Genomic DNA, 23,757 nt, shown 5'->3' with positions numbered 1-23,757 from the left:
TTTTTTCGTTATATTGCGTGATGTCGGCGATATCTGTGTCTGGCTTAGCTCGTTTTCTACAAGTGGAATACGGTATAAATCAATATACTCCCCATTATTTTTATTGAAAATAGTTAATTGTCCAATGAATCATTGGACAATTAAAATATACTATATAGGAGTATTTAATTTAACTGTGGTGAGAATGCAAATGCATTTCCATGCAGGCAGCGCTAAGGATTGTGCTTTGCTCGCTTTGCCTGTTTGCACTGACTTGATATTCGATTCCGGGCTATGCTGGAATATGGGATAGGCGGAGCCTTATCAGCGTGAGGCGTTGGAACGGGGTGAGAGAACTGTCGTGCTAATTTTCATCAGCACGATTGCTGCAGGAATGCTTAACTATTGCGCTTAACTACTGCGCTTAACTACTGCGCTTAACTACTTTGATTTCTTTGTCCCGTTTTGATATCGACTGAAATACGTACGCCTTTTTCCATCAGCCAGATTTCATCCGGTGGTTCGTCTCCTGCCAGTGCGCCAAATACGACGGGCAAACCTTCCCCTTTGCGCATTAACTCGTCTGCCCGTTCGTACACGTTAGGGCAGCCAGTTTCTGCCATCAGTGCCTGGACAATGGCGACTTTCCAGGCATCGACGCCAGCGGCATTAAATTGGCAGATCAGATAATCGTTCACTGCTTTGCTGTCGTCATTGGTACTACCATCTTTAATCCAATCAACCACCAGACCAGATAAACCATCTTCTTCACCGGATACTAGAGAAATAGACTGACTTACGTTTTTGCTGGCGCTGTTTACATTCGCTTTACGCTTGAGAACAGCCGTCTGAACACGTCGTTTAATCATGGCGTGATCGACGGATTCGTTTTGGTCAAAGGTCCAGACGCGGGCACTGATTTGTGATTTTGCGTTGTAGGCAGCACGTGCCAGAAATTGACCGGAAGACGATTGAACCAGGACTGTCGCGCCTAATTTATTTCGTTCTCCGGGTTTGCCATCGACCCGCGCCACGGCAGATAGATAAACCCAAGGCTGTCGTTCTAGCAGGCTTTTTTCTTTGCCTTGTTTAATAGTGAGTGTCAGCATGAGTCAACTTAAAATCTGTTTAAAAATAGTTAGAAATGAATAGTGTTGCTTTAGATGCCGAGGTTTTTACCGCTCGACCGACCTAATTATCGTATTGCGATAAACGCCGCTCTTCGTCCGCTTGTTCAATCCGCGCGATTTCAATCTCACGCATCACCGCGCCAACATCGGCCGGACGTTTATCCACTGCAACGCGACCAGTCAAGACGGTTTCTGGTGTGAGCAAACCTGCCTGATATAGCAGCCAGATTTCTTTGCCGTATTTGGTTCCTGCCAGTTGTGGCGCAAAGGGACTGAAGAAGTTCATCAAATTATCGACATCGCGCTCCAGCATGGCGCCTGCACTGGTATTGCCTGCAGCATCAATCGCTTGCGGCAAGTCAATGATGACAGGACCCTTGTCATCCACCAGAATATTGTATTCAGACAGATCGCCGTGGATGACGCCGGCACATAACATCAGGACGACCTGATGCAGCAATTGAGCGTGATAGTCCAGTGCCAGCGCTTCGGTCAGTTCAACATCATTTAAACGCGGTGCGGCGTTGCCAGTGGCATCTGTCACTAGATCCATCAGCAGTACGCCTTCAAAGCAGATATACGGCGTCGGGACGCGCACACCGGCAGCGGCCAGACGGTATAAGGCATCGACCTCGGCGCTTTGCCAGACTTCTTCCTGCATCTTACGGCCGTAGCGGGTGCCTTTTTCCATCGCCCGCGCCTGGCGGCTATTTTTGACGGTACGACCTTCCTGGTAGGCGACGGCTTTTTTAAAACTACGCTGATTCGCTTCTTTATATACTTTGGCGCAACGGATATCCTCACCGCAACGCACGACATACACCGTGGCCTCTTTGCCGCTCATGAGCTGGCGCAAGACATCATCGATTAACCCTTCATCAACAAGTGGCTGTATTCTTTTTGGTATTTTCATAAGTAATTAGTATAAATAATTCGGCTGAGTGCTTCCAATTTCCAGACACTGTAGCCAAACCGGGCGAAAAAATCAGATAAGCACCAAATTTAGCTATGACAAACAGTATGTAAAAACGGAATAGATAACGGATAGTACCAATTTGTGCGTCCCAGTCATACCATTGCGCACCATTCGACCTATAATCCAGTTTATCGCAGTACTGTTGTACTGTTTCACCAAGGAGCACATCATGAGCAAAGCACAAGACAGTAAAAAAGCAGTCAAAAAAGAACCAGCAAAAACCATGAAGGAAAAAAAAGCGGATAAGAAAGTGAAGAAGGAGGCAATGAAGCGTCAGTGATGCTGGATGTTGTCTACACCACTATCCAATATCATGTTTCCTTAAGATTATTGATTTTGGATATCTAAAGATAATGCGGCTTCTGGCATGTTTCTATGTTAGAAGCCGCATTATCATTGGACTTTGTACTTTTTGAATTTCCAAAAAATTACAAATGATGACCAGAGCTGATGACTCTAGTTCTGCATGGCTTTAGCAGGTATCCAAAGGGCGTTATTGAATTAACGCACGTCTCTGGACTCCCGCCTGCACAGGAGTAACAAGAAAAATAGTTTTTAGAAATTCTCTTAGCACTTATGCAAAAATCAAAACCCCTCATCACAGAGGCATGCAGACACGCGGAAACAGAGGAACAACAAAGGAAGAGAAAGACAGGTTTTCGCTGTTCTCATGGCTTTCTCTGTGGCCCTGTGCCTCTATGTTGAGAGGTCTTAATTTTTTATGTACAGCCATCTAGTTCCATGGGAATGGTAGTAAATAGCTTTACGTTTTTGCATCAGTCCTATTAATATCTCTATTTTAGAAAAGTATCCGCTTCTAATTTAATATCGAGATTTGATCCAGTCATCTATCGCAATTTTTCCAGGTCCAAATACTGCTAATACAGCCAGCAGCAAACCCCAATACAGATGATCATTGATGGCCGCCGGACACTCAAATGACCAAAGCTGCGGATACGATACGACTGCCATTGCATTGACTGCAAATAATCCTAAAGCGGCAGGGCGGGAGAATAAGCCTGTAATTAACAAAATCGGGAAAAACAATTCTCCACCAGCGCCGGTAATCGCGGCTAGCTCCGGCGGCAAGACGGGAACATGATATTCCTCGCGGAATAGGGATAAAGTTGCCTCCCAGTCCTGAATCTTTACCATCCCAGATTTTAGAAATTGCCAGCCTACAAAAATCCGCAAACCAAGATTAAGCAATGCGCCGCCCCATTCTTGTATTAGTTGATCGATGCTGGTGCTGAGTTGATGCAGCCGCAAAAATTGGTTCATTTTATTCTCCCTGTTAGTTATGCAAGTCAGTCGGAGGAGTGCGGTTTTCCTTACATGCGTTCATCGCTGGAAGACAGTTTACTCTCTACAAAAATGCCCCAGTTAAACCATTGCTGTAGTTGATCCGCAATCTGAAAATCGGGATCGTGTTCCATCGCTTGCTCCAATGCCCATCCGATACTTTCTCCTTGCGATAAGGCTAGCAATCCAACATACGACGCTATGCCTAATGCATGTACTTCGACTAACCAATGTTGGCGGTTGACTAAGCAATAGTTTTTTACCTCTAATTGCTCTGGATAAGCGACATCGATTTTTGGTTGGTGTGCTTGCCAAATGCTTGCACAAGCCCACTCCGATGTTATTAATCGGCAAGCTGGGTGTAGGCGCAAACGGGTTTGTCCAAAATGTTCTCCTGTTTTTTCAATCACTTCGGCCAGGCCCAACGGCGCTGTATTGGTTGCGTAATAGGCCGTATGCACATGCCACTCTAAGTTGGCGACATCTGGAAAATAGGGATAGTCATTGATGATACCGATACCAGTTGCTGGATCAGCTAAAAAAATGGATAGCTGCGATCCAAATTCGTTTAAATCGCCTGAAGTAGACGGATGGGCGCGTCCGTAGGCTTTGGCCATTTGCTCAAAAAATTCTGCGCCGACCAATTGATATAAAACAGGATAGGTATTTTGTAAGGCTTGAGTCCAGATGGCGGACACATTCCCCCTATAAATCCCCAAGCGTTCTTGTGCTTGTTCCGGCGAGGATTTGAACAATGGACTGGTACTTTGGTCGGGAAACAATAAAGCATCTGCAAACTGCTGTTGTATCGCAGAGAGGCTGCGAGGGTCAGCCATGATGTGCCGCTGATATTGAGTTACTGACACTACTTGCGTTGATGATGTTGGCACGAGACGCATCCCTGTAATACGTCGCCTTAGCCGCTTCGGCCAGCAGAACCGGTAGCGCCGGAATATCGGTATCCCATTCAATCAACACAGGAATTTCTGTGCCCAGTAGCGAGCACGTTGTTTGGTATAAATCCCATACCTCCGGCGCTAGTTCACAACCATGGTGATCGATCAGGCAGTCATCAGTACGCAAATGTCCTGCCAGATGAATCTCACCAATCACACCTTGTGGCAGATCAGAGAAATGACGCAGCGCTGCTAAGGCATCTTCGCCGTGATTATGCTGATTGACGTAGAGGTTATTGACGTCTAATAAAATGCCGCAGCCTGTACGCTTTGCCAGTTGTACCAGAAATTCTGCCTCGGACATGTCATCTTGGGCGAAGCGTAAATAGGTCGAGACGTTTTCGATCAGCACGCTTCTTTGCAATAGATTTTGTACTTGATCAACCCGCTCGCATATCAACTCTAAAGCATCTTGACGCAATGGTAGCGGGAGTAAATCGTTTAAATGACGACCAGTCACAGCACCCCAACACAAATGTTCGGATACCAGAGCAGGTTGTATGCGTTGAACCAGGTGGTGTAATTTTTGCAGATGGGCGTCGTTGTAGGCGTTGTAACCAACGGCAGAGCCGAGAGCTAAACCGACACCATGCAGGCTGATGGGATAATCTTGACGTAGTTGCTGCAAAACATGCAAATCGTAACCGCCATCGCCAAAATAATTTTCTGAATGCACCTCTAACCAGTCGATTGCTACTGGCGCATTCAGAAAATCACGGTAATGCTGACTGCGCAAACCAACGCCAACCCCTAAGTTGACGGTCGGTTTGCGCATCGTCTCGAACGCGGAGTTCAAGCTGTATTAAATTTAGCTAAAATCAGGCTGCTTTGTCTACTTTGCCGCCCATTTTTTCACAGGTGCCTGCCGGGACTTTTTTCCATTCACTAGGGTCCATATCTTTTTTGCCTTGGCCAGCGCAAGAATGGGAGCCAGTTTTAGTAGCGCAATCATTTTGACCTGCTTTGGCGACGCCAAAACATTTTTCTGTTTTTGCTGGTTCAGCGGCGGCTGCCATAGCGGAACCAAGCAAACCTGCTAATGCAACTGCGATCATGGCTTTGTTGTTCATGTTGATCTCCAATAAATTAAAAAGGGCTTACATTAAGTTGAATCGATAATTGAATCAATACACATCACTTACAACGAATAGTCGATCAAAGCAGAGATACCTTACACATCTTTTTAAAAAATGTCCTGCTTTTGTGTGAATCTTGTATTCATTATTAATTTTTACGAAACAAATTTCAAATTAGATTCAACCCAGATTTTCCATTGGAACAGCGACAAGTGTGCCTTTGGCGGACTGACTGGCTAGACGCGACGACGACGCAAGCTGCATCTTGCTAGGAGGAGCAACAACGCCAGGCAGTTCGCCAACGGTGCAATTGTCGCTGTAGCGTTTCCACTCGAATCGCGGTGGTGCTATCCCTCTGAAGACCGCACGCCGTCTGCGTTTTTTGCGAAGTGGTAGCGGTCTAATGGAAAATCTGGGTTCAATCTTGATTGGATACTAATTTTTAGCGGCAGTTTGGGTTATTCAGCGGATAGGTTATTCTTCGCCTTGTAGCTAACAAGAAGCTTAATGTTGATCAGGAATTTTATGCAAGAACTTACTTTTAGCCTGGATGGCGAATTCGTTGAATTGAATCAATTATTAAAACTGGTCGGACTATGCGACAGCGGTGGTGCAGGCAAAGTGATTGTCGCCAGTGGTGCCGTTGCCGTTGACGGCAAGCAGGAGTTGCGTAAAACAGCCAAAATCCGGCAAGGACAAAAAGTAGTCTTGGGCGATGTTCGCATCAAGGTGATTGCGGCTTAATTCACCCTAATACGTTTTGCTTATTTGTTGAATAATCAAACGGCTGCTGTGCCGGCGCTGACTGGCTCTTCAGACAATGTTGCAAGTTGATTTTGCTGCATTTGCTCATTACTCATAAAGCGCGCCAGCATATTGTCCATGGTATCAACATGATGTTCAAACCAGTGCGGCAATTCTTCTGCCAGGCGTGCGCCTAAATCGGTTTCTCCTAATTCTATCCGGCGTCGCACTTCGTGCATGACTTGCAGTATGGCGTTGTGCTCTGTGATATGACAGCCGCCTGGTGGAAATTGGGTTTCAGTCATCCATTGATTTTCTTGATCGAAGTGTTCGACTGAATGTGCGATCAAGGCATCTAAACGCTCGATGTAGGTTGCCGGATTGTCTTCTGCCAGCGCAGCGCAGAGCGTGACAAATTCTTGATGTGTTTCATCCATGGGCGCATAGCTCAAACTTAGCCGATCCGACCATCCCCATTGTGTATCAGTCATTATTTTTCCTAGTCGCGCCAGGCTCACTGGCGATTTCATTGCCAATTAATACTGCTCAATATTCTCGACAGGATTATCACTGATTGTAGATTTTTTTGCTGCGGGATTTTTTGGTGGTGTGAGCGTAATTTGTTAGTTCATCAAGGTGCGCTTTAATTTTTGGCTGACACGCTTGAATTACAACAAATCGTTGGTGAAGTGAGGAGGCGTGAGAAAAACTTAAGAAACAGTTCAAATGTAATTCATGAGTATGAATTACCGTAAAAATAAAGTCACCCGACGCACAACCTTGTACGTCGGCAACAAAATAACACTAAGCAGTGGTATTGATATTTCTGCCAAGATTTGGCGGTAAATTCGATACCGTTGGAGCGCTTGGAATCGCTTCGATCAAAGCGGTTGCGCTGTCCTTGCTAATGTCTTGCGCTTTTTTAAGCACAGCAATACTAACCGCTTGGCTAGTACCTACATCGGCCAAAGTTGTGGCAACGCTGGCAATACCTGTAACGTCCATTATATTCTCCCATTAATACGTGTCTTCCTTAACGGCTGGAACTGGGTGCGACTTTATAGCGAGACCGAAAATAACTTTTCCGCCAGCGCAAGTTGTAGCCATTTTAGTATCTGCTCCGGTTGATTCAGATCGAGCCAGACTATGCCGGCACTCAGATCTGCTGGCGCTGGCGTATCTGCCGCAACTGCCACCACTCGCAGATCGCTTGAATACAAATCAGGTTTGCCGAGGCCGGGGCGATGGATTTCTAGTTTTGGAATGGGCTCCCACTTATAACCTTCTACTAAAGTCAGGTCGGCGGCTGCCAGACGGCGGAGCAAGTCAGACAACGAGGGTTCTGGCTTTTGCCGTAACTCTGTGATTAATGAAACACGATAAGGCGAGGCCAGCAGCACTTCATTTGCGCCTGCCATACGTAATCTTGCGCTATCTTTGTGCGGCGGCTCTAAAACAATATCATGATGACTATGTTTGATCACATTCACACTTGTACCTTGAGCAACTAGTTGTGTGATGAGATATTCCAACAACGTGGTTTTTCCACTACCAGACCAGCCGATGACGCCGAGTAATTGAGTTGACATGTAATAATTGATTTTTTGGTAACTTAATAATTTCCTTGTCCGTATGGTACTCCAATAGAGAACAAGACTAGTGATCCAGAATCAACCACTATTCCGCAAACCAGCAGCAATCCCATTGATCGATAAGTGTATGCCCCGCCTTACCCGCTCATCCGGGTCGCCATTGCGATAGCGCTCCAGTAACTCAACCTGCACATGGTTTAGCGGCGATAAATATGGGAAGCGATTGCTGATTGAGCGTTTTAGCAAAGGGTTCGCAGACAATAATTCTGACTGCCCAGAGATCGACGTTAAAGCGGCAATAGTCGCTTCATGTTCGGCTTTTAAACGCGGGAAGATACGATTACGTAAAGCCTCGTCCTTGACCAGTTGCGCATAGCGGCTGGCGATACCGATATCGCTTTTGGATAACACCATCTCCATATTCGATAAGACCGTAGAAAAGAACGACCAGTCTTTAAACATCGCTTGCAGAGTTTGCAACCCATAGTCTGGATGTGCTTGCAAGTAGCTTGTGACGGCTGAGCCAAAACCAAACCAGCCCGGCAACATCAGGCGACATTGTGACCAGCTAAATACCCATGGAATCGCTCGTAAATCCTCTATCGCCGTAGATTTTTTACGCGATGCCGGACGGCTGCCGATATTCAGTCCTGCGATTTCTGAGATCACTGTGGATTCCCAAAAATACTGCTCAAAACCCTCGGTCTCATAGACCATATTCCGGTAAGCGCGGAAAGCGTGATCGGATAACTCTTCCATCACTTTTAAAAATGCGGGTGGTGGCGCGGGCTCTTTATCCGACAGCAGGCTGGCTTCCAGAGTCGCTGCTGCCAACACTTCCAGATTGCGACGGCCAACTTCAGGATTGCCATATTTAGCGGTGATCACTTCGCCTTGTTCAGTCAACCGGATTTGCCCCTGCACTGCGCCAGCTGGTTGCGCCAGAATCGCCTGATAACTTGGGCCACCACCACGGCCGACCGAGCCGCCACGGCCATGGAACAAGCGCAAGCGTACTTGATGTTTAGCGAATATTGTTACCAGATCTAACTCAGCTTTATACAGTTCCCAACCGGATGTCAGGAAGCCGCCGTCTTTGTTGCTGTCGGAGTAGCCCAGCATGACCTCTTGCGCATGATTGCGACTTGCCAGTAAGCGTGCGTAAGCGGGTAAAGCGAGCAATCTATCCATCGACGGTGCGCTGTTTTGTAAATCACCAATGGTTTCAAACAGCGGAATAATATTCACATCCAGACTGCCTTCTAGCGGATGTAGTAAGCCTGCTTCTTTTAGCAATAAAGCCAGTTCCAGCATGTCCGATACGCCATCGGTTTTGGAGATAATACAGTTGGGCACAGCTCCTTTGCCGTAGCGCAATTGCGCCGTTCGGGCGCCACGATAAATCGCCAGCTCAGATTGAGTCTCTTCCGAGTAAGTAATATAAGGCGAGGCAAGTGGGCGCGAGGATTCGATTTCAGCCGCCAACAAATGGATGCGTTGCTCTTCGTCTAATTGCAGGTAGTTGCTGCCGGGTTTGGCGGCTTCTAATAATTCAGCTACGACCCGCTCGTGCACGTCGGAGTTTTGACGCAGATCGACCGGCGCTAAATAGAATCCGAACACACGTACTGCTCGGCGCAGGTGTCGCAAACGACCCCGTGTAATCGCAGCCGAGCCGTTGTCCAGTAGGGATTGATGGACGATATCGAGGTCGGCTGATAATTCTTCCGCCGTGGCATAGGGCGTCGCATCGCCGGATGCATGAATGACCGGGTCTGCGCCCAGCAATTGTTTGTAGGTGCCAGCCAGCCGCGCATAAATGCCGCTGACGGCAAGGCGATAGGGTTCATCTGCTCGATGCGGTGAGTGATCGGGCGAACGTTCCGCCAGATCCAGCAAGTCTGCCGACACATTGACCAGTAAAGTGGCCATCGACAATTGCGAACCCAGCGTATGCAATTCATCCAGATAAAATTTGAGTGCGCGGGTTGCTTGCATTGCCAGAGTCTGTTCCAGCACGCTAGCAGTCACAAAAGGATTACCGTCGCGGTCACCGCCAATCCAGCTTCCCATCTTCATAAAACTAGGCAAATCAATTGGCTTATGGCTGTCCTCTTTGCTGCTCAGCAAATCCTCTAAACCTGCATACAAACTCGGTAGCTCGCGTAAGAAAGTGGCATCGTAAAAACTCAGACCGTTTTCCACTTCATCCAGCACCGATAATTTAGAGGTGCGCAGCATGCGGGTTTGCCATAAAGTCAGCACGGCACGATTGAGCGCCTCATCATTGGCGTCCGATTCTTCCGGCGTCAATTGCATACGATCACGCTCATCCAAGAGGCGAGTGATCACGGTCTGGCAATTCAAAATACTTTTGCGCTGCACCTCGGTCGGATGCGCTGTCAGCACAGGACTGACTTCTGCGGTCTGAAAAAAATCCAGTAACTGTTGGGTACTGTGACCGCTGCTGTACAAGGACTCTATTGTGTGCGCCAGACTGCCTGCGCGTGGTGTTGACCCAGCGATCAAATGCTTACGGGTGCGGCGAATATGATGCTGATCTTCTGCCAAATTTACCAGATGAGAAAAATAACTAAAAGCGCGGATGACTTGCGTCGTCTGATCGTTGGTGAGCGTATCCAGCGTCGATTCCAGTTCTTCCCGCGCAGCCTCATCGGCATCGCGCCGGAAGCGGATCGAGTTTTGCCTTACCGTCTCAATCAAATCAAACACAATGTCGCCATGCTGATTGCGTACGGTGTCGCCGAGTATCCGTCCGAGACGACGAATGTCTTCGCGCAGGCTTTGGTCTTTGTCGTCTTCAGTCATGTCGATTATTTGAGAAGAGTGAGTATTCATCAGGTGAGCATTCATCGGGCAAACTTATCGTTAATCGGAATTACTTAAATAAATATACTCTGGTTAAGTATATTTAAAGTGTCCATATAATCATTGGACAATAAGGCATATTTTTATAAAAAAATTGGGAGTATATAAAATGAGGCTGTTGTAACGATCTTTTGGGCAGGATTTTCCAGCGACCTACTGTCTTTCTCAATACCCCATAAAAACGGTCAATTCGCGTCAAACTCGGCACAAAGAAGCACCAAGCAGGCATCAAATTCAGCGATGCCCCCGCATTTCTGGACGCCTCAGTTCGCTTTATTGATATCGTTTACTAATCGCCTTCAGCAATCCGCGGGTAGAACTGTCGTAGTCTTCTTTTACCGCAGATGGGTCCAAGCTAATCAATTGCTGTGCCAGCGATTTACCGAGCTCTACACCCCATTGATCAAACGCATTAATATCCCAGATCACTGATTGTACAAATACTTTGTGCTCGTACAGTGCAATCAATGCACCTAATGAGCGCGGTGTGAGGGAATCTAGCAACAATGTTGATGTCGGACGATTTCCTTCAAAAACCCTAGGCGCTAATATCTGGTCTGACAAATCTCCAAGTTCAGCGCGAACCTCGTTAATATCTTTACCCCATGCCATAGCTTTTGATTGTGCAAAGCAGTTGGCCAGTAGTGCTTTATTGTGTCCTGGCATGCCAGCATCATCTTCTGCCACCACAATAAAATCAGTCGGGATAATCGTCGCGCCTTGATGCAATAACTGAAAGTAGGCATGCTGACCATTGGTACCCGCCTCACCAAATAAAATTGGTGAGGTGGCGTAATCTACCCGCTGACCTTCTCGCGTGACAGACTTGCCGTTGCTCTCCATTTCTAACTGTTGCAGATAAGCAGGCAGGCGTGTCATGCGCTGATGGTAAGGTGCAATCGATAGCGCCTGTAATCCAAGGAAGTTGATATTCCAGACACCGATCAAGGCCATTAATACCGGCAAGTTTTGCTCAAGCGGTGCTTGCGCGAAATGTAAATCCATCTCGTGCGCACCCGCCAGCATTTCTTCAAAGCGGTCTGCGCCGACATACAACGCAATCGACAAACCAATCGCACTCCACATCGAATAACGACCACCAGCCCAGTTCCAGAACGGGAACACATTTTCTGGCGCAATCCCAAAATCTGCCGCCGCTTTTACATTCGTACTGAGTGCCACAAAATGCTGACGGATTTGTTCTGCCGGACATCCGTGCGCCAGCATCCACTCGCGTGCAGTGCGGGCATTGGTTAAAGTTTCCATTGTGGTAAAGGTTTTGGATGCGACAACGAACAAGGTCGTTTCAGGATTCGCATTTTTCAACGCATCGGCGACGTGGCGACCGTCCACATTGGAGACAAAGTGCAGGGATAAATTATTCTTCGACCACGGTGCTAGGGCGATGCACGCCATCTGCGGTCCCAGATCCGATCCACCGATGCCAATATTGATGACGGTACTAATCGGTTTGCCGGTATAGCCTAGCCAGCGACCTTCGCGTACGGCATCGCTGAAGCTACGCATTTGTGCCAACACCTGATGCACGTCGGCAGCGATATTCTCGCCATTCAGATAAAACGATTCGCCTTTGGGTAGCCGCAACACGGTATGCAGTACGGCACGGTTTTCGGTATTGTTAATCGCTTCGCCGCGTAACATGGCATCACGATGAGACTCGACCTCTTGTTGTCGCGCCAGCGCCAGCAAATTGAGCTTGGCGGTCGTGTCGATTCTCTGTTTGGAGTAGTCCAGCAAGATACCGCAAGCCGATGCAGAAAAATGCGTAAATCGCTGCGGATCGGCGCGGAATAGTTCTTTCAGGCTGGGCAGATTAGTCGCCCGCTGCTGCAGCAAACACCAAAGGGAAGTACGAGAAACAGAGGTCGTCATGATCAGGATTGATTCTATGAACAAAAAGTCGATTTAAGGGGGAGTATCTTGATTAAAACTCTAATTGTCCAATAAATCATTGGACAATTAGGGTAAAAAGCACAATACATATATGAGTATATGTTTTTTTAGAGGGAGTTTTATGGATTGCTTCTTACCCGCTTGATGCGTTTTCCACATGGAAATTATGTGGAAAATCAAGCCAACTGAGGGCGTCCCGCAATCATCGCTTGCGTCGCCAGTGTGCCGATTGCTTCCCAATCGCCAGCATTGATCAGGGAGGCAGGGCACATCCAGGAGCCGCCGACGCACAAGATATTGTTTTGACGTAATAAGCCCGGCGTTGCTTCCACCGTTACGCCGCCCGTCAGGCAAAAACGTACGTCGGGGAAAGGACCACCCAAGGCTTTTGCCATCTTGATGCCACCGACGATGTCAGACGGGAAGAGTTTGACGACATCAAAGCCATGTTCCAGCGCCAACATCAAATCACTCGCACCGCCAACGCCTGGGAAGTAAGGCAAGCCAGATTCTGCCGCTGCTCTGGCCAGGCTCGGTGTGATACCTGGGCTGATGCCGAATGCGGCACCAGCATATTTCACTGCATCTAGCTGCGCTGACGTCAGCACCGTGCCTGCGCCAACAACGACATTCGGGCAAGCTTTGATCACTTCGCGCAAGACAGTCATCGCGTTTGGTGTACGCAAGGTAATCTCAACCGCAGGCAAGCCGTTTTCTGCGAGCGTCGTCACGCAACGAATCGCCTGATCCACATCGTCCGTCACCAGAATCGGCAAAACACGGAGTTGTTCTAATTGCGCAATGATGCTTTGTTTTGTGTGGATCATGATGGTCTCAATTCTTTAGTGATGGTTCTTTTTTAACAGATAAATAGCGGCACATCCTATTTGCTTGGCGGCCTCAATCAATAAACAAGGTCGATGCACCGTGTTCTGGCGCAGTGACCACGCGTCGCTGTGCTGCAAATAATTCGCGACCGTAATCAAATGTTGCTTCGGTCGATGGCACGCGAACCGCGCGTTGTTCCCACTCTTCCGCATCGACTAAGGCAAGCAGTTCACCGGTATGGACGTTTAATTCAATGAGGTCGCCATCACGTACTTTACCTAGCGGTCCGCCTTGTGCCACTTCTGGGCTAACATGCAATGCAGCAGGCACTTTGCCGCTGGCACCGGACATGCGGCCATCGGTGACCAGGGCGACTTTATAGCCAGCCGACATCAGACTACCTAACACTGGTGTGAAGTGATGCAGCTCTGGCATACCGTTGGCTTGTGGGCCCTGAAATATCACGACTGCGACAAAATCTTTATTCAGTTCGCCTGCTTTGTAAGCGCCGACTAGTGCGTCTTGCGACTCAAATACAATCGCTGGCGCACGTACGATCCAGGCGTCTTCTGGTACCGCAGAGGCTTTCACAATCGCCCGACCGACATTGCCCTGTAACAAGCGCAAACCGCCAGTCGGTGCGAACGGATCATTCACATTGCGCACGACATCGTGGTTGGTCGAGATAGCGGGTAGCGCTTGCCATTGGACTTTATTGCCCTCTGGATGCTCTACCAGTACCGGGCGGCTGGTGTGTCCTAACAAACCTTGATTACCGTAGACAGTTTTGACATCGGCATGCATCAAACCTGCCGACAATAATTCACGGATCACAAACGTTGGACCGCCCGCATCTTCAAAGGCATTTACGTCGGCTGTGCCGTTGGGATAGACGCGTGTCAGCAAGGGGATAACCGAGGACAATTCATCAAAATCTTGCCAGTCGATCAGGATGCCCGCCGCACGCGCTACCGCAATCCAGTGAATCGTATGATTGGTCGAGCCGCCAGTGGCCAGCAAGGCGATGACTGCATTGACGATGACTTTTTCATCGACCAGTTGACCAATCGGCGTGAACTGATCGCCATGTTCAGTCAGCTGCAAAACGCGCTCAACCGCAGCATCTGTCAGCACATGGCGCAAAGGATCGCCTGGATGAATAAAAGCCGCGCCGGGCAAATGCAAGCCCATGGCTTCCAGCAACATCTGATTGCTGTTGGCCGTGCCGTAAAAAGTGCATGTGCCAGCGCTGTGATATGCGGCGCTCTCCGCTGCTAGCAATTCTTCCTTGGTCGCCTTGCCTTGGGCATAGCGCTCACGTACTGCGGCTTTTTCTTTATTCGATAATCCCGAGCCCATAGGGCCGGCGGGAATAAAAATCGTCGGCAAATGACCAAACGCCAAAGCGCCGATCAATAGGCCCGGCACAATTTTGTCGCAAATACCCAGACACAAGGTCGCATCAAAGGCATCATGCGATAAAGCCACTGCAGTCGCCTGCGCAATCACATCACGTGAGAACAACGATAGCTCCATACCTGGGCGACCTTGCGTGACGCCATCGCACATGGCTGGCACGGCGCCTGCGACTTGTGCAGTGCCACCAAAACGTAATGCTGCCTGACGGATTTGTTGCGGATAAGATTCATAGGGCTGATGCGCCGACAGCATGTCGTTGTAGGCGGTGATGATGCCGATATTCGGTTTTTGTGCCTGATTCAACCAGATTTTGGTGCCGCTATCCATCGCTGCGTTGGCATGTGCCTGATTGGCGCAAGACAAGCTGGCACGACGTGGACCGCGTCCCCGCATTTTTTCCAAGCGTGCTAGATAGGCAGTGCGCAAGGTTTTGCTACGTTCAATAATGCGTTCTGTCACGCGGGCAACAGTTGGGTTGATTGGGTTGATGTTGGCGGGTGTATTTGATGCAGATGTACTCATGAGGAGGCTCGCTTCAGACTTTTTTGGATAATTTTTTGGATGGAATGAAGATAGCATAAATCCAGCAAAACTGTAACAAACTTTCATTTACGAGTATTTAACTCGATTAAAACAGTAAAAATGACAAATTTATCGTAATGAAACTACATTTTTGATTGAAATCAGGCATAATCAAGAAAATAAAATCACATAATCAAACATGAAATCAGTGTAGTAAAAATATCGGTATAACCTAGTTTATTTTCGTTTCATCAGGACTTACGCAAAATTGTCCCAGCAAGGCGTAGCGACGACGACAGTACTTTATTACGGCTAGGAGCTGCAACGCAGCTGGGGCGGTTTTGCGTAAGTCCATTCATCTCAAATTTAGAATAACTCTGGAGTCAGCATGACCACATTCGTATTATTTGGCGGCACTGGCGATCTCGCCAAACGCAAGATCATTCCCGCGCTGTATAGCGCATTTGTGAACGGTCGTTTAGATGCTGACTTTAAATTTATCGGTGCCGCACGCGAGGTGCTGACGGACGAAGAGTTTCGCGCCCGCGTTGCGGCAAGTATCGAGTCGCACGGTACCAAAGCGATTGATAAAGACGCAGGTCATAGCGAGAAGACGGCCGCCTTTTTGGCGCTGACGCATTACTCCAAAATTGATGCCCGCGAAGCTGGCGATTTTGACGCCTTAAAAAGTCAGCTCAATACCAGCGACACTAATCCGACTTTGTTTTATCTGGCGACTGCCCCCGATATTTTTGTACCAGTAGTAGAGCAATTGTCCAAGCATGGTCTGGTGGAAGGCAATGCCCGGGTTGTATTAGAAAAACCTCTGGGACGTGATGCGCAATCGGCAAAAGAAATCAATGCATCGTTGCGTACGCATCTGCGCGAAAATCAGATTTATCGTATCGATCACTATCTTGGCAAAGAGATGGTGCAAAACTTGTTGGCGCTACGTTTTGCTAATGCATTTTTAGAGCCGCTCTGGAACCGTAAGTCGATTCAAGATGTGCAGATCTCTATTTCTGAACAGGTCGGCGTCGAGTCCCGTGGAGATTTTTATGATCACACCGGCGCTTTGCGTGACATGGTGCAAAACCATTTATTGCAGCTGGTATCGATCGTCGCGATGGAGCCACCAGTAAACGCCAATCCCGATGCGATTCGCGATGAAAAAGTCAAAGTCCTGCGCGCATTGCGCAAGTTCACGCCAGACGATATTGCGAAGAAAACCGTGCGCGGCCAATATCGTGCTGGTGCGGTAGACGGCAAGCCTGTGATTTCGTATCAGTCGGAACCCGGCGTGCCGCCTGCATCGCGTACCGAAACCTTTGTGGCGATTAAAGCAGAAATTGATAACTGGCGTTGGGCTGGCGTACCGTTTTATCTGCGCACAGGCAAACGTATGGCGAGTCGCAGTGCTGAGATTACGATTAATTTCAAACCGATTCCGTATTCTATTTTTGGTAGTTCGCAAAGTAATTTGCGCTCTAATCGCCTGGTCATTTCTTTGCAGCCGGAAGAAAGCGTACAACTGTTTTTAAAAGCCAAAGAGCCGGGCGAGGGTATTCGTTTATCTGACGTCGCTTTAAATCTGGACTTTGCTGAAGCCTCTAGTTTGCGTCGAGTGGAATCCTATGAACGTCTGTTGCTCGATGCGATGCATGGCGACCTGACTTTGTTTGTGCGTGATGATGAACTGGGTGCCGCATGGGCATGGATTGATCCTATCATGACCGCTTGGCAGAACGACAGCGAGGGTTTGAAGTCATACATTGCCGGTAGTTGGGGGCCATCTGCTTCTAGCTATTTGCTGGCGCAAAACGGTGCGGCATGGGGCGAAGAATATGTTGAAAACTAATAGTATGGTGCTGCATAGTTTTAATAATTTTGCCGAACTCACTGACGCTTTAGTCGCACAATGGATAGATATTATCGATAGTGCAGCAGCTGAGCGACTCCCGGCTTATTTTGCTCTTGCTGGTGGCTCAACACCTGCACCGATCTATCGCCAGCTTGATCAGCTATTGTCGCAGCGCGATGTGAATAATGTGAACCTCGTTGCGACTGATGAGCGCTGGGTTGAGGACGCCGATGTACAAAGTAATGAAGGTCTTTTCAAAAAAAGTATGGCCTCATCGTATCGTCGTCAGTGGAATTTAATTTCATTAAAAAACGATGCAAGTACGCCGGAAGTAGCGACCGAGGCCATTAGTCACCGGTTAGCGCAACAAATCCCACAGCCATTTAATGCCGTGTTATTAGGGATGGGCGCGGATGGTCATGTTGCTTCATTATTTCCGCAAGCGCCTACCCAGCATGATGATCTGGCTTGTCTGGCCGCGTTACATCCGCAGACGCATCAAAGCCGCATGTCTTTATCGCTGCCACGTTTACTTGATACCGACAGAATTTGGTTAGTCATTACCGGCGCAGAAAAACGTCAGGTTTTAGAGGGCGCATTAGACACTGCTGCGGGTAGCGCTTTACCGATTTCTGTATTACTGCAAGAAGCTAGCTGTGATGTCGATGTATTTTGGTGTCCTTGATTACCACTAATAGTTCTCTAATTAAAGAGCAACATGCCTAATTCTGCCACCGTACTACAAGACCCAAAACCAATTCCTTCTGAAAAAGGTTTATTGGCACGCATCCGCACGGCCAGCACGGCGCTGAGTCGTGCTGAGCGGCAAGTAGCAGAATTTTTACTGCTCAAACCGCACGATGCATTAGAAATGTCGATACGAGTTTTAGCCCAGGCTTGTGATGTCAGTGAGCCTACGGTCGCACGTTTTTCGCAATCCTTGGGCTTTGACGGATTTAAAAGTTTTAAGCTGGCATTTGCAAAAAGTCTGGCAACTGGCATTCCCTATTTGCATCTGGATGTGAACCAGGCAGATCATGTGCGTGATGTGTTGCCCAAGGTATTTGATCGCACCATCGCCGCCTTGATGGAGGCGCGTAATTCTGCCAATACGGCGACCTTTGAGGCGGCAGTCAATCTGCTGTCGCGCGCGCGCCGTATTGAGTGCTATGGATTGGGATATTCCGGTGCCTTGGCGATTGATGCGCAACTCAAGTTTTTCCGTTTCGGGATTCCGACGACGGTATTTTGTGATGCGCATTTGCAGGCACAATCGGCATCTTTATTAAATAGCGATTGCGTGGTTGTCGCCTTCTCTCGCACAGGCCGTACCCGTGACATGATACGTAGTGTAGAACTGGCAAAAGGTGCTGGCGCCAAGGTGCTGGTGCTATGCGCTAGTGGTGGTCCATTGGCAGAATTGGCGGATGTCCACTTGAGTGTGGATGTAGAGGAAGATCCGGATATCTACACGCCCATGACCTCGCGTCTGGCACATCTGACGTATATCGATGCATTGGCAGTCGCCGTCACTTTACAGCGCGGTCCTGCTGCGATTGATATGTTAGAAAGAGCCAAAGCTAGCATTAGTGAAAAACGGCTGGACAGTAAAATTTAAGGCCGATTTTTTCTGTGGTGAAGGGTTTGGGTTTTTGCGTCAATCCACCGTATAAAATCTACAACAAGTTAATTTAAATCTGTAATGCTATTCGCTATCCTTTGGCGATTCCCCTGTTTTGGGTAATACTGGGAAAAAACCAGTCTAGGAATTGTCTATGTCAGCCATTGCGATTGAGCAGATTATTCAAGAAGTCAAAGACTTACCCACCTTGCCCGGCGTGGTGATGGAACTTCTCAATACCATTGATCAGGACGACGTGAATATCAATGAGCTGGCACAAAAAGTCAGCCGTGATATCGCGCTCACTGCCAAGACCTTGCGTTACGCTAATTCGGTGTATTACGCCACCATGGTGAAGGTCGCGACAATTCCACAGGCGATCACACTGCTGGGATTAGACACCTTCAAGCAAATGGTGATGATCGCTGCCTTATCTGGCTGCTTTCCAGAAAACAAGTGCAAGGGATTTAGTCACAAACGATTTTGGTACCACTCCAACGCGGTCGCTATCGCGGCAAAGATTTTAGCCCGGCGACTCAACTTTAATCTCGACCTTGCCTTCACCGCGGGTTTGTTGCACGACATCGGTTCGCTAGTCTTAGTGACACATTATTTGTCTGAATACGAGGCAACGATCGCATTCCGTTTAGAACATCAAGTCACGCAATTTGAGGCAGAGCGCCAGGTCTTGGGCATTGATCATGCGGTAGTGGGCGAGGCGCTGGCAAACCAGTGGCAGTTTTCTGAACTGATGGCCAAGGCCATTGGCGGTCATCACCAGCCCGACAAACCAGGCCTCGGCTTTTTGGCAACCATCGTGCATGTCGCTGATGGTATTGCGCATGCACTCAACATCAGCACAACACCCGATCACACGCCACCAGAGATTAGCGGCCAGGCATGGGAGAGTCTGGGACTAGATCAAGCATCGCTAGAAGAAGTCCTGGCCGAGGCGCAACTCCAGTTCGATAAACTGAATGCTGAAATGGATGTTTGATTGTTTAGGGTGAATTTGATACTGGTAGTAAGTATATTTAATCGTCCATATAATCATTGGTCTATAAGCTGATTTTAGTAAAATAAAGGGGGAGTATATTGGTTGCTCCTCACTGAAAAGAGATTTTTAGTCTTCGCCAACTCTCTCTACTTAGTCACCGCAATATCTTAAAAGCTAGCCCGGCATACAATACGTCTTTGCGTCCATCCTGCAATTTGTTCTCCACTATTTAGCTTCATTTTGATTTAATTCTGCAACTGGGTTCCCCACATCATGATGCAATCCCTGATCCACCTTGCACAACAATACGGCTTGATTATTGTCTTCGGCAATGTCTTGCTGATGCAATTAGGCCTGCCTTTGCCGACAGTTCCTACCTTAATTATTTCTGGCACATTGGCTGCCGATGGTCAGGTATCGCTGGCAGCCTTACTTGCGGTCACGCTGCTGGCCAGTTTGATTGGCGATACCGTCTGGTATCTGATCGGTCAGCGCCATGGTGTGCGGGTGATGCGCCTGTTATGTCGCTTATCTTTATCCCCAGACTCCTGCGTCAGACAAACCGAAACCCGGTTTGAGCGCTGGGGTTTGAGTACGTTGCTGATCGCCAAATTTGTGCCGGGTTTATCGCTGATCGTCGCGCCAATGGCAGGAGCTTTGCGTTTGCCATTGCTAGCTTTTTTATGTTTTGATGCAGTCGGTATTTTATTGTGGGGCGGGATTGCCATCGGTGCTGGCTGGTTGTTTCACCCCGATATTGAGATGATCAGCCGGCATCTGCTGGAGATGGGCAATGGCGCTTTGGCGCTAGTGGGCATTGCGCTCATTTTGTACGTCAGTTACAAATGGTGGCAACGCTGGCGTTTTCAAAAAATCCTCAACATTACCAGGATCAGCGTCAATGAGTTAGTCGATCTGATGGCAGCAGGGAAAACACCTGTGATCGTCGATATCCGCTCTTCATCCGTACGCAATCTGGATACCCGTCACATCCCTGGTGCCAGAATGATCGCCTTAAACGAATGGCAAACCTTAATACCGCATGTGCAGCAAGACAGCGATATCGTCGTCTACTGCAATTGCCCTAACGAAGCCTCCGCTGCTCAAATGGTGAAATTGCTGATGGGACGTGGCTACACTAGAGCAAGGCCGTTGCTAGGTGGATTAGACGCGTGGGAAAAAGCGGGGCAGGCGATACATACTCTGGATGCTTGAAAACCTCATCGTATCTCCACCACGCCTCCTAATCCCGAAAAAAATACTCTGATGGGATCAAAGCTACTCGATCACATCAAAGCTGCTTCGCCTGGAAAGTATTGCACTGATCGACTTTACCACTCTCCAATCCGCGGCTAAACCAGCGTACCCGTTGTTCTGATGTGCCATGCGTGAACGAGTCTGGCACGACCTGACCTTGTGCCTGACGTTGTAATGCATCGTCACCAATCGCGGTTGCTGCACTCAAGGCGGTTTGTACATCGCCGCTTTCTAATATGCTGCGTGACTGGTTGGCGTGGAACGCCCAAACGCCCGCAAAACAGTCCGCCTGCAATTCCATCCTGACCGACAAAGCATTGCCCATCACTTGTGATGCGCGTGATCTCGCCTCATGTACTTTGTCGGAAATGCCCATCAGATTCTGTACATGATGTCCGACCTCATGCGCGATCACATAGGCTTGCGCAAACTCACCGCTGACATGAAAACGATCACGCATTAGACGATAAAAGCTCAGATCGATATAGACTTTTTGATCCACCGGACAATAAAAAGGCCCGGTCGCGGTCTCGCCTTTACCGCAAGCAGTAGAGGTACTGTTATTAAAAATGACTAAAACAGGTTTGACATATTGCTTACCGCTGGCGCGGAACATTTCAGTCCACACGTCTTCCGTATCACCCAGTACGGTTTTTACAAATTTAGTTTCTCTGTCATTAGCAGGTGGGCGATGTGCTTGCGGCTGCTGGCTTTGCTGTGACGATGTGACCGGTGCTGATCCGCCGCTTAACAGGCTTAACACCGTCATTGGATTAATACCAAAAAAATACGAGGCCACCAAAGCGATCACTACCGAACCGATACCAATATGACGCCCGCCGAAACCACCTCCGCCGCCACCGCCAGTATTGCCGCCATCATCACTATCACCACGACGATCTTCTACGTTATCGCTCTCGCGATTGCCTTCCCATTTCATATTATTCCTCTAGCTTGATCGTTACGGATAGATTTCATCACGCTGTTTTTTGCGTTGTTCGTTTTCAGCTCAGTCGTTGTTATTGCGGTCTTCATCATCCATCAGCATCGCATCCCGCTTTTGTCTAACGTGATATGCCGTCAATACAGCATGCGCTACCAAATCTACGGCTGGTCTGGTGTTGCCTTGTTTATCTTCCCAGACTTTAGGTGTTAAGGCGCCCGATAACGCGACAGCATCGCCATCACCCAGCGCTAATAACTGATCTTGCAGATCGTCGTTAAAAGCGATGACGTTACAGAAAATAAAGTCACCATCCGGTGTCGGGAGTCGTAGTTTGCAAGTGACATAACTACTGCCGCCTTGTCCTTTACCTTCTTGTGCTTGGCCATACAATCTGCCGGAAATTAATGCATCTATCACTTGAGCCCTATTATGTGAAGGTTGAAACTAAGTATTGAAACTAAGTATTGAAAAAAATACTGAAGAAACAAATACTGAAATCCAGAGGTGAATTTTTATTTCAGTAGTTGAAAAAAATGTTCCGATTTACGGACTATTTTTTTTGATTCCATACCGAATAAGTCATGCGTTTCTTGCAGCACGAATTCATTGACTTCTTTGAGGTGGAAAATCAGACCACGGAAGTTGGTTCCCAAATAATCAAACGGTGCCAATTTGGTTTTTACCGGCACATCGGTTGCCAGTAAAGTACGCAGCTTACGTTCCAGATCATATAAACTTTTCTCATCAAAACTGACAATCGATCCCTTGGGAGTGGGGAAGCTGGTTGAGAATGAAGAGTTTTGTCCCATCGGGTTTTTCAGGGTAATTTTGATGCCTAGTCGCAAAAACTTCGCTATCGCAAAAAAATCATTATCGTCGTACATAGGTTCTCCGGGTGTTTTCTGTTTTTATACTGCCTGCCAATATAGGCTGACTTGTAATTGATCAATCTGCAAACTAAACATGAAAAAGACCAGCGATCAAAGCATCAGTAGCTTACGTCTTTCATATTCGGTCTTGATGATAAAGCGTTGAATCGCAACTTCCATCACATGCGGTAATTTTAAAAATTTGACGCCTATGCGATAACGGCCATTACCATCACGACTAATCAAGGTGACATGCCGAATTTGTCCGGGACAGATCAGGACATTTTTATCGGATAACTGGATTTCTAACTGCGCGATTTTATCGTCTGGTCGCAACGGCGTTTCGCCATACACGGTGGCGGCAAAACCACCTACGCTCAAATCATGTAATGCCAGATCATATAGTTGGCTATCTTCTTCCATGAGTAATTTCACTCTTAGAGGATTGACCACCGGCAGAGCATTGCGATAACTCTCGCGCCTTTGCAGGCGGACAATCCGTTCTGGTAAAGGGACCCAAAACGCATCTTTATCACCCCATAAAAACCGATTCGGTTCTATCCCGGAAAATTGCACGCGTATCCCATCCGGCAGTGCTAAAAACGTGCAACTAGCTGCTTTTTCTAACAGTTTGTTCGCTCTTTCATCGCCACCCAGATCAAAAATCAATGCCTCTGCTCTGGCCTCTAACAGCAAGCTCAATATAAATTCATTACCGCCATTAAAATAAACGGTCACAGGTTCCCGGCGATGGATCAGATCATTCAGTATGTTCAGGATCTCCATTCGCCCAAGCAAAAAAAAGCGATCCTCAATTTCGTCATTACTTAAGGACGCTGACATGGGTTTGTCTCCATCAAACGTTGGTGAGTATGACCA

Annotated in this window: 23 protein-coding genes; 6 read left to right on the top strand and 17 right to left on the bottom strand. The window is 48.0% G+C overall.

The features are described from left to right. Positions 1 to 416 precede the first annotated feature (416 nt). The 6 genes from QN395_RS04555 to QN395_RS04530 form a co-directional block, all read right to left on the bottom strand. On the bottom strand, positions 417 to 1,088 hold the full coding sequence (locus QN395_RS04555; protein WP_322117897.1) for an SAM-dependent methyltransferase: 672 nt from the start codon (positions 1,086 to 1,088) through the stop codon (positions 417 to 419). Positions 1,089 to 1,170: 82 nt separating this feature from the next. Continuing rightward, on the bottom strand, positions 1,171 to 2,022 hold the full coding sequence (locus tag QN395_RS04550) for a PA4780 family RIO1-like protein kinase (RefSeq protein WP_322117898.1): 852 nt from the start codon (positions 2,020 to 2,022) through the stop codon (positions 1,171 to 1,173). Positions 2,023 to 2,907: 885 nt separating this feature from the next. Further along, positions 2,908 to 3,366, bottom strand: a complete 459-nt coding sequence (locus QN395_RS04545; RefSeq protein WP_322117899.1) for a DoxX family protein — start codon at positions 3,364 to 3,366, stop codon at positions 2,908 to 2,910. A 50-nt stretch (positions 3,367 to 3,416) separates the two neighbouring features. Then, positions 3,417 to 4,223, bottom strand: coding sequence for a DNA-binding domain-containing protein (locus tag QN395_RS04540; RefSeq protein WP_322117900.1), 807 nt, complete (start codon positions 4,221 to 4,223; stop codon positions 3,417 to 3,419). Beyond that, positions 4,216 to 5,139: a DUF692 domain-containing protein gene (locus tag QN395_RS04535; RefSeq protein ID WP_322117901.1), complete on the bottom strand. Its 924-nt coding sequence runs from the start codon at positions 5,137 to 5,139 to the stop codon at positions 4,216 to 4,218. The genes QN395_RS04540 and QN395_RS04535 overlap by 8 nt, the downstream gene beginning before the upstream one ends. Positions 5,140 to 5,161: 22 nt before the next feature. Continuing rightward, positions 5,162 to 5,413: a DUF2282 domain-containing protein gene (locus tag QN395_RS04530; protein WP_322117902.1), complete on the bottom strand. Its 252-nt coding sequence runs from the start codon at positions 5,411 to 5,413 to the stop codon at positions 5,162 to 5,164. A gap of 531 nt (positions 5,414 to 5,944) precedes the next feature. Between QN395_RS04530 and QN395_RS04525 the strand changes: the two genes are divergently transcribed. Beyond that, positions 5,945 to 6,163, top strand: a complete 219-nt coding sequence (locus QN395_RS04525; RefSeq protein WP_322117903.1) for an RNA-binding S4 domain-containing protein — start codon at positions 5,945 to 5,947, stop codon at positions 6,161 to 6,163. 35 nt (positions 6,164 to 6,198) lie between these two features. On the opposite strand, the gene QN395_RS04520 is transcribed toward QN395_RS04525, so the two are convergent. The 7 genes from QN395_RS04520 to edd all read right to left on the bottom strand — a co-directional run bounded on the left by QN395_RS04520 (position 6,199) and on the right by edd (position 15,327). Further along, entirely contained in the window at positions 6,199 to 6,654 is a 456-nt protein-coding gene (locus QN395_RS04520) for a hemerythrin domain-containing protein (protein ID WP_322117904.1), read from the bottom strand. Positions 6,655 to 6,967: 313 nt separating this feature from the next. Beyond that, on the bottom strand, positions 6,968 to 7,168 hold the full coding sequence (locus QN395_RS04515; RefSeq protein ID WP_322117905.1) for a YjfB family protein: 201 nt from the start codon (positions 7,166 to 7,168) through the stop codon (positions 6,968 to 6,970). 53 nt (positions 7,169 to 7,221) lie between these two features. Next, positions 7,222 to 7,752, bottom strand: coding sequence for a molybdopterin-guanine dinucleotide biosynthesis protein B (gene mobB, locus QN395_RS04510; protein ID WP_322117906.1), 531 nt, complete (start codon positions 7,750 to 7,752; stop codon positions 7,222 to 7,224). 81 nt (positions 7,753 to 7,833) lie between these two features. Beyond that, a complete protein-coding gene (ppc, locus tag QN395_RS04505; RefSeq protein WP_322117907.1) occupies positions 7,834 to 10,584 on the bottom strand; it encodes a phosphoenolpyruvate carboxylase in 2,751 nt (916 codons plus the stop codon). Between the two features lie 333 nt (positions 10,585 to 10,917). Next, the gene (gene pgi / locus QN395_RS04500; protein WP_322117908.1) at positions 10,918 to 12,537 is read right to left on the bottom strand and encodes a glucose-6-phosphate isomerase; all 1,620 of its coding nucleotides are present in this window, start codon (positions 12,535 to 12,537) and stop codon (positions 10,918 to 10,920) included. A 197-nt stretch (positions 12,538 to 12,734) separates the two neighbouring features. Beyond that, positions 12,735 to 13,385, bottom strand: coding sequence for a bifunctional 4-hydroxy-2-oxoglutarate aldolase/2-dehydro-3-deoxy-phosphogluconate aldolase (gene eda / locus QN395_RS04495; protein WP_322117909.1), 651 nt, complete (start codon positions 13,383 to 13,385; stop codon positions 12,735 to 12,737). Positions 13,386 to 13,458: 73 nt separating this feature from the next. Beyond that, on the bottom strand, positions 13,459 to 15,327 hold the full coding sequence (gene edd, locus QN395_RS04490) for a phosphogluconate dehydratase (protein ID WP_322117910.1): 1,869 nt from the start codon (positions 15,325 to 15,327) through the stop codon (positions 13,459 to 13,461). 388 nt (positions 15,328 to 15,715) lie between these two features. On the opposite strand from edd, the gene zwf reads away from it, so the two are divergent. The 5 genes from zwf to QN395_RS04465 all read left to right on the top strand — a co-directional run bounded on the left by zwf (position 15,716) and on the right by QN395_RS04465 (position 21,021). Continuing rightward, positions 15,716 to 17,185, top strand: coding sequence for a glucose-6-phosphate dehydrogenase (zwf, locus tag QN395_RS04485; protein WP_322117911.1), 1,470 nt, complete (start codon positions 15,716 to 15,718; stop codon positions 17,183 to 17,185). Next, positions 17,172 to 17,873: a 6-phosphogluconolactonase gene (pgl, locus tag QN395_RS04480; protein WP_322117912.1), complete on the top strand. Its 702-nt coding sequence runs from the start codon at positions 17,172 to 17,174 to the stop codon at positions 17,871 to 17,873. Before zwf ends, pgl begins: the two co-directional genes overlap by 14 nt. Positions 17,874 to 17,906: 33 nt before the next feature. Then, the gene (locus QN395_RS04475) at positions 17,907 to 18,806 is read left to right on the top strand and encodes an SIS domain-containing protein (protein ID WP_322117913.1); all 900 of its coding nucleotides are present in this window, start codon (positions 17,907 to 17,909) and stop codon (positions 18,804 to 18,806) included. A gap of 157 nt (positions 18,807 to 18,963) precedes the next feature. Continuing rightward, complete coding sequence (locus tag QN395_RS04470) at positions 18,964 to 19,806, top strand: HDOD domain-containing protein (RefSeq protein ID WP_322117914.1); 843 nt, start codon at positions 18,964 to 18,966, stop codon at positions 19,804 to 19,806. 273 nt (positions 19,807 to 20,079) lie between these two features. Then, the gene (locus QN395_RS04465) at positions 20,080 to 21,021 is read left to right on the top strand and encodes a DedA family protein/thiosulfate sulfurtransferase GlpE (RefSeq protein ID WP_322117915.1); all 942 of its coding nucleotides are present in this window, start codon (positions 20,080 to 20,082) and stop codon (positions 21,019 to 21,021) included. A gap of 76 nt (positions 21,022 to 21,097) precedes the next feature. Here the strand turns inward: QN395_RS04465 and QN395_RS04460 are convergent, their stop codons facing one another. The 4 genes from QN395_RS04460 to QN395_RS04445 all read right to left on the bottom strand — a co-directional run bounded on the left by QN395_RS04460 (position 21,098) and on the right by QN395_RS04445 (position 23,721). Further along, positions 21,098 to 22,003, bottom strand: a complete 906-nt coding sequence (locus tag QN395_RS04460; RefSeq protein WP_322117916.1) for a neutral zinc metallopeptidase — start codon at positions 22,001 to 22,003, stop codon at positions 21,098 to 21,100. 69 nt (positions 22,004 to 22,072) lie between these two features. After that, positions 22,073 to 22,426, bottom strand: a complete 354-nt coding sequence (locus tag QN395_RS04455) for a single-stranded DNA-binding protein (protein WP_322117917.1) — start codon at positions 22,424 to 22,426, stop codon at positions 22,073 to 22,075. 95 nt (positions 22,427 to 22,521) lie between these two features. Next, positions 22,522 to 22,893: a hypothetical protein gene (locus QN395_RS04450; RefSeq protein WP_322117918.1), complete on the bottom strand. Its 372-nt coding sequence runs from the start codon at positions 22,891 to 22,893 to the stop codon at positions 22,522 to 22,524. Between the two features lie 96 nt (positions 22,894 to 22,989). After that, a complete protein-coding gene (locus QN395_RS04445) occupies positions 22,990 to 23,721 on the bottom strand; it encodes a flagellar brake protein (protein WP_322117919.1) in 732 nt (243 codons plus the stop codon). Positions 23,722 to 23,757 lie beyond the last annotated feature (36 nt).

The organism is Undibacterium sp. RTI2.2, from assembly GCF_035018705.1.
Taxonomy (GTDB): domain Bacteria; phylum Pseudomonadota; class Gammaproteobacteria; order Burkholderiales; family Burkholderiaceae_D; genus Undibacterium.
Note: the sequence above shows the minus strand (reverse complement) of the source record. Positions and strands in the feature narration are given on the sequence as shown.